At 63.9% G+C, this 13,156-nt stretch carries 14 protein-coding genes; 1 reads left to right on the top strand and 13 read right to left on the bottom strand.

What is annotated here, in order from left to right; genetic code table 11:
* From NFX52_RS26295 to NFX52_RS26240, 12 genes are all read right to left on the bottom strand, one after another.
* Positions 1-389 (bottom strand): phosphatase PAP2 family protein (locus NFX52_RS26295; protein WP_353848499.1); only part of this gene is annotated, 389 nt, incomplete at its 3' end.
* Between the two features lie 371 nt (positions 390-760).
* On the bottom strand, positions 761-1,222 hold the full coding sequence (locus NFX52_RS26290) for a hypothetical protein (RefSeq protein WP_055400842.1): 462 nt from the start codon (positions 1,220-1,222) through the stop codon (positions 761-763).
* 275 nt (positions 1,223-1,497) lie between these two features.
* Positions 1,498-1,782, bottom strand: coding sequence for a hypothetical protein (locus NFX52_RS26285; RefSeq protein WP_031255284.1), 285 nt, complete (start codon positions 1,780-1,782; stop codon positions 1,498-1,500).
* 65 nt (positions 1,783-1,847) lie between these two features.
* The gene (locus NFX52_RS26280) at positions 1,848-2,105 is read right to left on the bottom strand and encodes a hypothetical protein (protein WP_055400844.1); all 258 of its coding nucleotides are present in this window, start codon (positions 2,103-2,105) and stop codon (positions 1,848-1,850) included.
* A 149-nt stretch (positions 2,106-2,254) separates the two neighbouring features.
* The gene (locus tag NFX52_RS26275) at positions 2,255-2,542 is read right to left on the bottom strand and encodes a hypothetical protein (protein WP_051107434.1); all 288 of its coding nucleotides are present in this window, start codon (positions 2,540-2,542) and stop codon (positions 2,255-2,257) included.
* A 70-nt stretch (positions 2,543-2,612) separates the two neighbouring features.
* Positions 2,613-2,945: a hypothetical protein gene (locus tag NFX52_RS26270; RefSeq protein ID WP_055400846.1), complete on the bottom strand. Its 333-nt coding sequence runs from the start codon at positions 2,943-2,945 to the stop codon at positions 2,613-2,615.
* An 8-nt stretch (positions 2,946-2,953) separates the two neighbouring features.
* Complete coding sequence (locus NFX52_RS26265; RefSeq protein ID WP_055400848.1) at positions 2,954-4,390, bottom strand: alkaline phosphatase D family protein; 1,437 nt, start codon at positions 4,388-4,390, stop codon at positions 2,954-2,956.
* Between the two features lie 93 nt (positions 4,391-4,483).
* Positions 4,484-5,629: a patatin-like phospholipase family protein gene (locus tag NFX52_RS26260; protein WP_055400850.1), complete on the bottom strand. Its 1,146-nt coding sequence runs from the start codon at positions 5,627-5,629 to the stop codon at positions 4,484-4,486.
* A gap of 54 nt (positions 5,630-5,683) precedes the next feature.
* Positions 5,684-6,487, bottom strand: a complete 804-nt coding sequence (locus tag NFX52_RS26255; RefSeq protein ID WP_158276439.1) for a transporter — start codon at positions 6,485-6,487, stop codon at positions 5,684-5,686.
* Between the two features lie 14 nt (positions 6,488-6,501).
* Positions 6,502-7,482 carry a hypothetical protein gene (locus NFX52_RS26250; protein ID WP_055400853.1) on the bottom strand — a complete coding sequence of 327 codons (981 nt, stop codon included), beginning with the start codon at positions 7,480-7,482 and terminating at the stop codon, positions 6,502-6,504.
* Between the two features lie 8 nt (positions 7,483-7,490).
* Complete coding sequence (locus NFX52_RS26245; protein ID WP_055400855.1) at positions 7,491-8,147, bottom strand: TerD family protein; 657 nt, start codon at positions 8,145-8,147, stop codon at positions 7,491-7,493.
* Positions 8,148-8,163: 16 nt separating this feature from the next.
* Positions 8,164-9,336 (bottom strand): hypothetical protein, encoded by a 1,173-nt coding sequence (locus NFX52_RS26240; RefSeq protein ID WP_055400857.1) that lies wholly within the window; start codon positions 9,334-9,336, stop codon positions 8,164-8,166.
* A 541-nt stretch (positions 9,337-9,877) separates the two neighbouring features.
* Between NFX52_RS26240 and NFX52_RS26235 the strand changes: the two genes are divergently transcribed.
* The gene (locus NFX52_RS26235) at positions 9,878-10,102 is read left to right on the top strand and encodes a ZIP family metal transporter (protein ID WP_055400859.1); all 225 of its coding nucleotides are present in this window, start codon (positions 9,878-9,880) and stop codon (positions 10,100-10,102) included.
* Here NFX52_RS26235 and NFX52_RS26230 read toward each other — a convergent pair.
* Positions 10,062-13,001, bottom strand: coding sequence for a Tn3 family transposase (locus NFX52_RS26230; protein ID WP_055400861.1), 2,940 nt, complete (start codon positions 12,999-13,001; stop codon positions 10,062-10,064). The two genes, NFX52_RS26235 and NFX52_RS26230, sit on opposite strands and share 41 nt — an antisense overlap.
* Positions 13,002-13,156 lie beyond the last annotated feature (155 nt).

Genomic DNA, 13,156 nt, shown 5'->3' with positions numbered 1-13,156 from the left:
AGAACCGCCGCGGCCGCCGCGAACACCGTGATGCTGTGGCCGGAAGGAAAACTGTTGTAGCGCAAGGCCTCCCCGATGAGTGTGAATGACGACGCATCGAGAACGGCCGCTGGGCGGGCCACAGCGGACCAATGCTTGCCCAGCACGGACATCAGCGCTGCTGTAGGCACCGATGCGACGACGGCGGCCCAGGCCTGCGGCTTGCGCAGCGTCAGGAGCGCCAACGCCGGCATCAGGACTGCCGCGTCTCCCAACCCAGTCAGACCGTACCAGAACCATGCAGGGAGGATCGTGGAGCCCCCGTTTACCGCCAGGAACGCCATCTGTTGGGCCGGGCAAGCCGACAGGTGTGCGACGCCTCCATCCCAAAGGATGACGCCGCCGAGCATAGCCAGGAGAGTGAGGGCAGGAAACGACCAGGCCTGCCATTGGTGAGCAGTCCAACCCATCTCTGGTCGAGTCGTGCGATTCATCGTTGGATTTAAGGAACGAAGGGCCGGGTCACCGCAAAGCGCCTCAGGGAAGTGATGGAGTCCTTCGACGTTGATGCACAGGAGCGTTGATGCAGCCACTCACCCCTCTTCTTGGCCATTTGTCCACTAGCGCATTTGCGCGGCTCACCTGCCACGAGCATTTGCTGGCGTTGCCAGAAACGATCCACCACCGGCAACCTTCCCGGTCGCCTTCCTAGACTGCCCGGCCTTGCTCTTGTGCGCTTGCGCGTCCCGTAGCGAGCGCGCATCGACGAACGGCGCAGGCATCAGTGGTGTCCACCGCCATGATGGGCCCCGTGGTGCATGTGTGCGTACCCCCGTGGGTAGCCGCGCAAACTCCCACCATAGTAGTGCTGTCCTGCATGGTATCCGAGGTAAGAATATCCCAGGTATGAACTGCCGTAATACGCGGGAACTTGGTACCGGCCAGACAGGATGCGAGCCTTGAGGGCCTGATCGCCGTCGCTACGGCCCTGGATATAGCGCAGCACGCCGTCGCTAACACCCGCAGCGCGCTGCTGCGCAAAATCCTCGGCCCCCACCACGAAAGCAGCGCCTCGCTGCTGGATTTGGGCAATGATTGCTGCATCACTCTCTCCGCGCAAGCTCATCGCCACCACCTCGTCAATACGCAGGGGCGGCGGCACTGCCAAGCCGGGTTGAGAGACAGCACAGCCAGTGGTTGCCGCTGCCACAAGCAGCGCCAATGCCAATGAAATCCATCTCATTGCATCTCCTGGTCGATCTGTGGTCAGGTTGGAGCCAGATCTTCGGGGAATGTTCCGACTAGACCTATCCGATTACCGCAAAGCTTGATATGTGCCCCCTGCAACCGCCTGCGAGCGACAACATCAATTGTGGACGTTGCTGGTCGGCATGCTGGCGGTGGCGGTGGTGCCGTGGCGCAGTCGATGTTCGGCCACGGCTGCCGCACAGCGGGAAAGCGTCGACTTCATCGCGCAAACTTGCGCACATGAATGTGAATCATGCGACGGCGGCCTTGCTACTTGCCCGCAAGGCCTTGGACGGCCTTCCAGAAGTTCAGCAGCGCCGGAAGGTTGCGCTGGAAGAGCTCCCAGGCATTCTGGAGGGCGCCGGGCAACGTGCCACCGCCCGCCAACTTGATGACTACCAGGACTGCCGCCACCACCACCGCCAAGCCTGCCAATACCACCAGCAGCGCAACAAGCGCCAGCACGGCTTTGACACCGCGCGGCAGTCGGGCGAGTGGCTCGCCGAAGCCTGTCGCACGGCCGCCATGACCGTAGTCTCCTCGATGATGCCCCATTTGGCTGTCCTCCAAGTTTGCTGTTCGCCCCAGTGTAGCGTGTCGCTCTCGCGAAGAATCTGCCTTTATGAGGACATGAAACCGTCAGAAGGATGAGGCACTTTGAACACAGCCAATGGCGCGAGATCCGCCCGGCCTCCTTCGGCGCCCACCGCCCGCTCGACCCGGATGCTGACCTGGCGGTCACGCACTTCTATCGTGCTGATGTGATTGTCGAACCAGGGCCCGGCGAGTTTGCGCCACCGCAATGCCGGCGGCACGAGACCTGCCGTGCCGAGGAGCGCTCGCCCCAACATGGCGGCCGGTCGCGAGCCAGCGATCATGAGCGCGAGCCTTTCCCACCGCCGGAGCGCATTGCGTACGGGCGACGAAACAACCTGGTAAGTAGGAGGTTGATGGGGGGGCGCGCAGTGAAACAGCACTTCGGCGATTGACCCGTTGTGTATGTCGCCTGCCAGCACCACGATCGACGCTAGCGCGGGCGTGCACTCGCCCGAGCCTGCTCGGCGCAGCAGGTCGGTGAGTCGTCGAATGAATTGCGGAAAGCGGCCCAATGATCGAGTTCGATGGCCTGTCGCGCGCGCTCTCCCAGGGCGGCCATGGCGCGGCCCCAGGCACCATCGCACACCGCTTCGCTCCATGACTCGACGTGATGGAGCGCAGGCGTGAGCAGGTAGGGCGCGGACATGGCGATCAGCAGATGATCGAAGTCCCCGTGAGCTTGCCGCTCGAACCAACGCCAATCCGCCTCCGACAGCATCGAGCGTGCGCCCGGCGTGAGTACACGATTCGCCCGGCAATCCCGGCCGACAAGGCGGGTGCGGCCGAAGTCACGACAGATACTCCAACGCGGCCGATCCCCGTATCCGCGATCCGCTTCGCGAATGCGCGCAAGGCCGCTCCGCCATCGTCTGCGCTCCGAATGGCAGCGAGCAAACGCTTTCTTTTCCTCTCCTGTCGGACTGGCCTCGCGTGCGCTCGGCCTCGTTCTTCGAGCTTGGCCTGTAGCGCTGCTCCCGTTCGGCCCAGGCGGCCCTGGCTTCGGCCTTGAAGGCGTCCCTGGCGTTGTGCTTCATGGCGACAGGGCCCTTCTTGGCCACCTTGGCGGCCGCTTTGCCTTTTCCAAGCGAACCGGGGCAGAAGACGATCTTCCACTCAGTCATGAGCGCCCTCAAAGGGCCATCGCAGGCGTACGTCCGCTCCCCTCCAACTCCCACTCGGCGGACCATTCCTGGCCACGCCGGTTCATGACGGCATAGTTTCGCTCGGCTGCATAGATCTGCATTTGGCCGGGCAAAGGTTTTAAGCGCACCGGCTGGCCATGCAAAGGGTTCTCGCCCAACGCCGCGAGATAGCCGAGAACACGGGCGTAGGACGCTGGCGGCGGTGGATGCGCAATTCCAGACGCCACAAGCTGATGCAGGATCGTTCCGTCGGTGAACCGCATCTCGCCCCGCGTGGCGAGATGTATTTCGCCCGAGAGGACGGTGACCGGGTTTTGGCCCTCGGTGGCGCGACGTTGCAGCGTCTCCAGCATTCGCTGCCACTCCGCACGGTGCGACCGGCTCTGCCATTGATCGAGCATGTCGTCCTCGTATTTCTGGACGCCGGGGAGCACGTCCAGCAATTTCTCGATCCAGCTGAACCGCGGGCCGAGAACCGGCACGCTTGACATGACCAGAATACGGTCGTCGCGATTGGTTTGCGCGAGCGCGCGCTCGAATGCGGTCCAGCCCGCAGGGCCCATCACCCGCGTCGGCCGGCGCTCGGAGCGAAGATCGGGCGCTATCACGGAGAACCGCGGGAAGCGGACGACCTGGGTCAGACTTTGGCGTTGGCTCTCATCCCCTCCGACCGGGGGCATTTCATCGGTTGCGCCGAGCTGGAACAGCATGAACATGCGCCGCGCGACATCAAACAGGCCTCGACCGACCTGGCCATCGAGGAGTTTTTCCGGAAGGCTACCCCAGCCATCGAAGATGTCATGGTCGTCCCACATCATGAGCGACGGCACTCGGGCATTCAAATGGGCGATTTCCGGCTGAGCGTAGAGCGTCAGGTAGCGGTGGAAATAGTGACTCTCCGCCGCCATGCGCATATCTGCGCTGAGCACGTGGTCTGTCTTTTCCTTCCTCGCGTTCGCCGCCCATCGAGCGAGGGCGAAATGCGACTGAAAGACTTCGTCGGCATAGAGCTGATCGCCACCGCGCAGAAGAAGGGCGAACGGCGTACGCGCGTGCTCGGCCGCCAGACGGCGCCACATCGCGTTGCGTTCGTTCGACGGTTGATCCGCCTCGGACTCCTGCCCATTGCAAGAGACGTAGGCGATCCGCACATCTCCTGAAAGGTCTGCAGCCACCGGAAAAATGACATCGCCCAAACGGTAGGCGGCGTTCTCGCGCGAAGGGAGCCGGAAGTCGTATCGCCAGACCGTCTTGCCGAACTGCGAATGCAGCCGCGCCGGCATGGCCTCCTGACCATCGGCGGGAACCAGGAGGGGCGGATCGAGGTTGTCCGGGGTGACGACGATGGCGGAAAGCCGACATTGATTTTCATCGGCGCCCCGCGCGAACAGGAGTGGGCCAATGGTTTCTGACAGGGTTGTCATGTCAGGTCACCGTGTGTTGGAGGCCGAAGGGTGCACCGGCGCGCTGCCAAAGCACCATCGGCGGTCGCATCGTGCACCGAATGTCGGCGGCCTTCATGGGGTGGTCAGCTTCCCGGCTTCGGGGCCCGGGTGCCGCACACGGCCCGGGCCCGGCTCGGCGAGATCGAACGTGGTGATGCCGTTTTCGGTTGCCCTTTGCAGCCATTCAGGATGCGCAATGGTGTTGCGCATGTCACGAGCGCCCGCTTCCCAGTGCTCCTTCACCATCGCCCGGGAAAACTCATGGTCCTTCGAATCAAGTTCGTACGGCTTGTCCCGGTAGATCAGATGAACGATGTCCACAGGCTGGTGAGTCAGGTGCTCCCGCAGCGTGGCGACTGCAGGATCGGAGCGCAACCGCGCAGGCAGCTTCTTGATGAGGTCCGCCACTGCCTGCTGCAGGTTGACGCTGGAAGCCAGTGCGTTCGTGTTTACGCGGGTGCGGCTGGAATAACCGATGTCCTTTTGCCGCTCGATCACCTCCGAGATGGTGGTTGGCATGGGACCGCGGGCGCTAAACAAATCCACCTGGAGCACGACCAGGCGACGGGTGCGAGGAAACGAGTCCAGCACATACTGCAATGGCGTGTTCGAAAGGATGCCACCATCCCAATAATGCTGGCCGTCGATTTGCACGGGAGGAAAGCCCGGTGGCAGTGCGCCGCTGGCCATGATGTGCTCCACGCCGATCTTGTGGGTCTGGTTGTCGAAATAGATGGAGTTTCCGGAGCGCACATTCACCGCGCCAACGCTCAATCGGATTTCCTGCCGGTTGATGCGATCGAAATCGACCAGCCGTTCCAATGTCGCCTTCAAAGGCTGGGGGTCGTAGTAGCTCAACACACGGGCACCGCCACCAAGCAAAAGTGCCGGGTCGGCCCGTGGCCGAAAGAATCCCGGAATGCCGGCCAGGGCGGCGCTGGCAGCGCTCCACTGGTTCAGCCACGCGCGATCACCCCAGGAGGTCGGCATATTCTGCGCCGGGCCCGAAGAGACCTGCTGCCAGAACTCTGCCAGGCGTGCAACTCGTTGCGCTGGTGCATTGCCCGCAATGAGGGCAGCATTGATGGCGCCGATCGAAACGCCGGCCACCCAGTCGAGCTTGTTGTCGCTTTCGATCAATGCCTCATAAACGCCCGCCTGGTAGGCGCCCAGCGCTCCTCCGCCTTGAAGGACCAGGGCCTTGGTCGCCGTTTCCATGGGGATGGATTTAGCCAAAGTACATCACCTCTGTAATACGCTCGCCGCTGCCCCTCAAAATCTGGTACTGACGCCTGCCGACACAAAGGCCCGCGGGGACGTGCTCCCGCGCACGCCCTTGCCCACGCTGAAGTCCAGTTGCACATTGGGGGTGAGCAGGTAGCCAAGGCCGGCGTCGAGGATGACAGCGGCGCGCCCGGACCTCTTTTCTGGGGATTGCAGCCCCCCGTCCACGAACAGGCTCAGGGATGCTGTCGGGTTGTAGCTCAGGGTCGCGGCGAAGGTCCGGGCGAAAAACGTTCGCCCCTCATCGTCCTCGACGAGGCCGACGCCTACGTTCGGGTTCAGCGACCAGTTCTGCGCGAAATCCCAGTCGGCCGCGAGCCGCAGGTCGCCGCTCGTGCGACGACCGCGAAAGTTGCCCGATCCCGACGGCGGAATCAGCCGGGCAATCACGCCCAGGGAGGGTGCCGCCCGATCTGTCGGGTCCGTGACCTGGTACTTCGCACCGAGCGCAACGGGTGCGCGTCCCTCGTCGCGGACTAGTGAACCGAGCGAATCGCGCGAAGTCTGGAAGACATAGGAATTCGTCTCCAGTCGAAGCTCCCAGCGTGGGCTCACGCCGGCGCGCAACAGCAGTGGGGCCATCACACGGTGATCGGAGACGCCCGCGACGCGGCGGAACTCTTTTTGAACTCCCGCCTCAAGTTGCAAGCGGCCTTGGCCAACCACCTTGCTACCGTCGGCAATTCCCGGGCGATCGGCATTGATGGGCTCGTCGGCCTGAGCCAACGCAACGCCTGCGCCAAGCAACGCGACCGCCATGGCCACCGCCAGTTTCCTGATGTTTTGCGTCATGAATCTACTCATCGCTAGCTCGTCGAGGTCTTCAACTTCTCGACGACATGCTGAAGCTGGTACGCCAGTTCGCCCGCCTCGGTGGGCGTGATCCTCGCCTTGCTGGCCGGCAGGGCTGCGACCGCGGCGATGCTGGCAAGGAATCCTGGCAGGATGACCAGAGCCACGTCCTGAATGGCGCCCACCATGCGGATCGGCTGCTCGATCTGCAAGGTCCTGGTCGCGCCACACTGGCGGATCAAGGCCAGTGTCTGGGTCAGGCTTATGGCTCGTTCGGTAAAGCGCTGCGCCACTGCGTCCTTCTGGTTGCGCAGATGTTCGGCGAGGAACAATGCAGCAACCGCCGCGGCTTCAAGCTGCGCGCTGGCCGCGTCCGTGCGTTCGGCCACACGCAGGAGCTGGTCCCTGAGGTCCAGCAACTCTTGCAGCGCCGCGGCCATCAGCGCCACCAGCTTCTCCAGTTCGGCCTGCGCCAACGCCAGTTCGCCGGGCGTGTCAATCCGTGCGCTGGGCCACTTGAGCATCCGGCCCACGACGCCACTGGAGCCATGCCCGCACGCGGCCAGCAAGTCGATCGACCCCAGGATGTCCATGGTGCGGGTTAGATAGCCTTCTACCTTGCGCAGCACGGGGCTGCGCGACAGCGCGAGCGCTTGGGTGACGAGGTCGCTGTACACCTGCTGCAGATCGTGGCCCCAGAGGATCGCCTTGCGCTCGGTTGCCTTGTCCACCACGAACGCGCCGATGAGCGCGGTTGCCTGCGCGTAGACGTGGGCCGCTGCTCCTGGCGAGAGCCTTTCGAGGGCCTGCGGCTGAACGTCGATGCGCCGCCGTTCGGCTCCGGGGATGGCCGTCGGTTTGCGAACAGCGGGGCCTGCCTCAACGACAGGAGCCGACGCATCGGTTCTCCGCGCCGAGGCTCCTCCGGCCTTGCGCGGGGAACGGGCAGGCGGCTCGACCACGGTCGGTCGCAGCTTCTTGTCCCCCGTCTGCATGGCGAGTTTCAGGAGAAGTGGCTGAGGACGTCGTTGATGGAGCCAGTGAAGCCGCGGCCCACCGGCGCGTACTCCCAGCCGTTGTCGCCATGCATGACGCTGCCGAGCTGGACCACGTTGAAGTCCCCGAATTCCTTTGAGAGCTGGTAGGCGCCGATTTCCCGCCCACTCTCGTCCGCGATGGTGACGGTGCAGACCTCGATGTCGGCGAACGCGGCCTCTTCCTCGGACTCGGCACCGCCTTCGTGCTCCTGGCCATGGCCGGCCTTGTGGACGGTGGCGAAGAGGGGAATCTCATTGATGCCGGCGGGAAGCCGCGACCCGTCGATGACGATGGCTTCAGTGTTGCCCTGCACCCGGATGTCTCCGGAATGGCGCAGTCCGCCCGAAGGCGTGGCAAAGGAGCCGTCCGCAGCGGCTACCAAGACGCCGGTCTTCGGGCTCATCCGGGTCGTGTTGTAGGTGGACAGAATCTGCTCCAGGGCAGTCACCTTCGCGCCGCCGCCGTCGTTGCGCGCTTCCAGCGCGTGAATGTCTACATCGTCCTCGTGACGTGCATCGCACTTCCACGCGACCGTGACTTTGAAGCTTGCTCCCTTGTTGAGGGCCAGCTGCAGCTTGGGTGCCGGCTTCGCGCCGGGTTTGTCGAGGGAAAGAGTGAGCATGAAATGATTCCCGCTGTCATGATTTGTGGAGCGCGGCAAGGTCCGCGCGCGACTGTTCGAACATGCTCCGCGCCTGCTCGAACTTTTCTTCAGTTTCTTTCTTGGCCGCTTCCACCAGTTGGTGGATCTCGCGGGTCTGGGCGATGATGGCGGCGATCTGCTCGGCCTGCGCCACGCGGTTTTCGCCGGGCGCCTTCGCCGCGGTGACCGCCACGTCCTTGGTCGCCTGCCCGCGCAACTGTGTGAGCTGCTGGTCCAGGCGCGCCTGGCGCTCGGCGATCTGCTGCACGGATTTCACGGCAAAAGCGCCATGGATCGACAGCAGCGTCATCTTGATCGAAGCAAAGCGCGAAGAGACAGTGGTGGCCGTCTCCTGCAGCGTCGCCACCCCGGCGGCCTCGATCTGTTGGATCACCATCTGGTCGGCCGGCAGGCGCGTATAGGTGCCTTCCAGCGCCAGTGCCCGGCTTTCCAGCAGCCTGAGTTTGTCCTGAAGCTCTCGCACGCGGGCCTGCGCGGCCACATCAGCGGGGTCGGCGGTTGTTTGCTCCAGCGCCACGTACTGCCTGGCCTTCTCGAGGAAGGCGCGCGCTACTGCAGCGTCGAGGGTGAAGCTGGAGAAATGCTCACCATACGATTTTTTGAGCGTGTCGAGCGCCTGCAGTTCGCCGAACAGCGTCTTCATCTCCTTCGACAGTTCGCCTTCGAGGCGTTGCATCTCGTCGGCCAGGGTCCGCGTGCGGCCAGCCACCAGATCGCCGACTTCCTGCATGAATTCACGAAAGGCATCCTCGGGTTTGCGTCCGGCAACCTTGGCAATGAGGCTGGCGAAAAATCCGCGCTGCTCACCCCTCTGGATCTTCTCCAGGATCTCGGGGAGCTTGGCGTCATCCACGCCTTTTTCCAGGCGCTGGAACAGCGCGAACACCTTGGCGGCCGTTTTCTTGTCGAGACGCGCCAGAAAGCCGTCCAGAGTCTGCTGCAGCGCCTGTTCAGAGCCCAGGCCGATATTGATGATGTCACCGGGCGCAACCGCGCCGAAGTCCAGCGCCCTCAACGCCTGCTCTGCCTGCGGCACCTGCTCCGGCCGCAGCACGATGGCGCCGGTGTCCAGGGGCGGTGCCGGGATGGGCAGGGTGGCTCGGGTGTCGGTCGCGCGTACGGCGGCGGGGAGTTCGGTGGGTTTCATCAGCTCTTCCTTAAGTACCACGGCGAGTCGCCGGGCCAAGCCTCACTAGATCACATGGCGTTGGTGCAAACATTATTGTCGCTTCCTGTGACTCCACGAGGGCGCGTCCCCGCCGCCGGGGTGCTGTTCGCCGCGCTGGCGACCGAGCTCCTGCCTGACGTGTTGCATCGGCGGCTTGCTGGGTGACGCTTATCTGTTTCACCCTGGACATCGTGGCAATGTTGGCCCTGAAGGCATTGTCCGGCAAACTTGAGTGCGGGATGGGGCGAGAGCCAACGGCATACCGACGAGCCTGCTGCTCGTTTCCGGAGTGGAGATCGCACTGGACGGGCTTCCAATCGGAATCAGCTTCGCCGCCAGCGACGGCCAAAGGTCTTTTGATCACTGTCGCCTTGACACTCGAAGTCCTGTTCCTCGGAGTGGCGGCCGCCGCGGCAATCACGGGAGTCGGGTCGCGTCGGCGGATCATTGGGACCACGTGTGCCTTCGGGGCGCTCTTGCTCGGTGGGGCGGCCATAGGCGCGCCTATTTTCTCAGCGGCGTGAACGGGCAGGCACTGGATGCCGTGATGTCGTTTTCGGTGGCGGCGTTGCTCTATCTGGTGACGGAGGAACTGCTCACGGAGGCGCATGAAGTCGACGAAACGCCGCTCCTGACTTCGATGTTCTTTGTAGGATTCGTTGCGCTGTTGACGATCGAGATGCTCGTCTCTAGCTCGGACGAAGTCATGCTGTGGCACGGCGTCGAGGCGTCGGCGGCGATCTGAGAAGCGCTTGAGCATACTTGGCGACGCTGAAACTGAACGTGCCGCGGAAGTTGATGTGGCTGGAGTGGGCCGGACCCATGCGCCGCAGCCAAGCGTCGTCGATTTCCATGCCGCCCTTGCGCAGGCGTTCGACCACATCATTCATCCGGTTGGTATTCCAAGCGATCACGATGTTGGTCAGCAAGGCGTGCGAGCCGGAGATCGCCTTCATCTCGTCGCGCCGCCGGCCGCGCTCGGTGGGCAGTTTGCCGGTGTAGACAACCCGCTGCAGCTGATGAACCGACTCGCCCCGGGCAAGCAACGTGTGAATCTCGCGGCGGAAGTCCTCGATGGTGACGTAGTCGCACAAGAAAATGCTTCTCAACAACCTGCCAAGATGTTCAGCAGCGCGACAGGCCGGATCACCTTGAGCCGCGCTGCCGAGAAATCGCAGTGCGAGATCGGCGCCGATCTTGCCCATGCGAATGGAGGCGATCAGCCGCAGCAGTTCATCCCACCCTTCGCGGATGGCCCTTCGCGAGAGGCGCTTGACCGTCACGCGCTCGATGTTCTCCGGCACGGCGAAGCCTGCCGGCAGGTAGAGCTTTCTCTCGGCCAGGTCGCGCAGGCGCGGGCACAGGTCGAATCCGAGCAACTTGGCCACCGCCATGGCACCGTTGGTGTAGCCGTGGGTGTCGACCGCCAGCAGGGACAAGCGAATGCGGTCCTGGCTGCGGTTGTGCTGCTCCACGCCCTCGATCGCCACCCCGGCTTGGCGTTCGTTGAGCACGATCGGCTGGTCGTAGACGATGCCCCATCGATCCAGCAGGTGCGTGTAGATGCCCGCCGCGTAGGTACGCCGGCGGGGATCGACGCGGGCGCTCCACAGGTGGCGGGATGCGTCCAGCGACATCATGTCGGCCGAGGCCTTCTCGCCGCTGCCCCAGTGGGCGGCCAGCGGGACGCGGCCCTGGAATTCGACCACCCGCTCGTTCGCGCGCCGCAACCGGCCATGGGTTTCCAACGCCCGCATGGCCACCGACACTTGCGCCGTGTCAACGCCCGGGATCATCGACGCAGCGGTCTTGGCGTCGATGTCGGTGCCGTGTGCGAGCAGCGCCGCATACAGGGCAAGCAGTTGCGCCACGGTTTCGGCTCGATGTCCGAGCAGCACCTCACTGACGCTGCACAGCGCGTCCATCTCCAGCAGAATGTCGGGGAATTGCACGTCGCCGATCAACTGGTAGATCAGGTCGCGCATGCGGCGCGGCTCCCCATCGTCAGGCAAGGCGGTGACCGCCGGCAGATGCAGCATCCCGTCGGCGCCGATCTCGATCTTGCCTTTCTGGCAGGCCTCGGACACAGCGATGACGCCGACCTTCAGATTGTCCAAGGCGGGCTCGATGAATTCGTCGGCCGTGCGCGGCAACCCCAGCAGGGCGATGTACTTGTCGCGCTCGCGCGCCCACTCTTGCGGCGAGATCAGCATCTGATCGCGCTGCCGGAAACTCAGCGAGTGATCGATCCACACCTTGCCGCTGCGCAGGCTTTTGCGCAAGGACATCATGGTGCACGCGGCAAAGGCCTGCAGGCCGCTCTTGGGATCGGCGTCATGAACAAGATCGTGCCAAGCCGCACCCACCTCAGGGATCTTGAACTCTGGCGGCAATTCCGTCGCCCTCATGCCTTGGAGGTCGCGCCAGGCAGTCCACTGCGTAAAACCGGTGTCGTCGGCTTGCCCCCCGAATTCGAGGCCCTCCAAGCCGCCCAGAAACGCCTTGACGCGCTGCTGGTCCGCCGCCAGGGCCCGGCGAACATGGGACAGGAAGCTGCCCTGGGGCGTATCCAGCAGGTCCGACAAGACCTGATCGACCTCCATACAGCGCACGCGCCAGGTTTTTGTCTCGTCACGCAGGACCTCCCTGGCCTTGAGCGCCTGCTGGCGAGCCGCGCTTTCCGACTGGCTGCGGCTGGTCTGGGCTTTCTGCGCGGCGTCGCGAAACAGTTTCTGGCTGCGCCGGCTGCCTTGCTGTATCGCCAAGTCGGTGAGTTCGAGCAGGGTCATGCGCAGAAAGCACACCAGCTCGATCGTCTGTGTCGTGTCCTTGATCTCCTTCGACTTCGCGGGCCGGCGCGCTTGCATCTGCTGGGCGTAGGCGCGCTGTTTGGGAATGGCGATGTTGTCGAGGGGCCACTCGTGTGCCTTCAGTCCCTTGAGATATCGGATCTTTTCCAGGACTTCTGCCAAGCTGGTCGGGCCGTGGCGCCTTGACGGCGTCTTGAGCCATTCGAGATAGGTGGCGGCGCCGTCAGGGCGCGCGCGATAGGCCGACTCGCGGCAGCTCTTGAGCGTGGCCGCCGGCACGGCTTTGCTGATGGTCTGCAAAATCTCGGCTTCGGTCGCAGCGAACGCGGCGCGCGCCCAGTCCTGCACACGCCGAGGACCGGGGATCAGGATGCGGTGCTCGTACAGCCAGTGGCATGCCGCAGTGGCGAGGTCGTCGGAGTGGGAGGCTTCGGCGGCCTGCAGCTTGAGCAGGGCGACCAGCTGCGCCTCGGACTGTTCGTCGAGGTCCTTGAGGCCCAGGTGGGTTTTCGCCCAGAGCTGGTGTTTGTACAGCGTCTGGCTGCGCTGATAGATCGAGCGCAGGCTGGCGATCGTGGGCGCAGTCGTCCTGAAGGTCTCGCCGACGTAGCGCAGGAGATTTCTGGGCAATACCGTGGAGCTGTCCAACGGGCGGCCCACCGCTCGCAGATACAGCACCATCAACGCCGCCGGCGCGCGGTGGTCGGAGCGAAACTGCGCGCCTACTGCCTTGATGTCGGCCGCAGTGAGCTGGAAAAACTGATTCAGGTCGAAGTCGGACAGGCGGTTCGACAGGCCCTCCTGGCCAACAAAGCGAAGGGCGTAGGTTGACATGGCCGACGTCGAGCAGGTGTGGTTGGCCAAGTGTACGACGGCCGTTGAGCGGGCCTAACTTGGCGTATTTCGGTCGATCAGCAAGGCTGCAAGCCGCGCCCGGAAAGGGTTCGCGCGGAAAACGCACCAATTTGCACGAAAAGTACGATCACCCC

The sequence above is a fragment of the Acidovorax facilis genome, from assembly GCF_023913775.1.
GTDB lineage: Bacteria > Pseudomonadota > Gammaproteobacteria > Burkholderiales > Burkholderiaceae_C > Acidovorax > Acidovorax facilis.
Note: the sequence above shows the minus strand (reverse complement) of the source record. Positions and strands in the feature narration are given on the sequence as shown.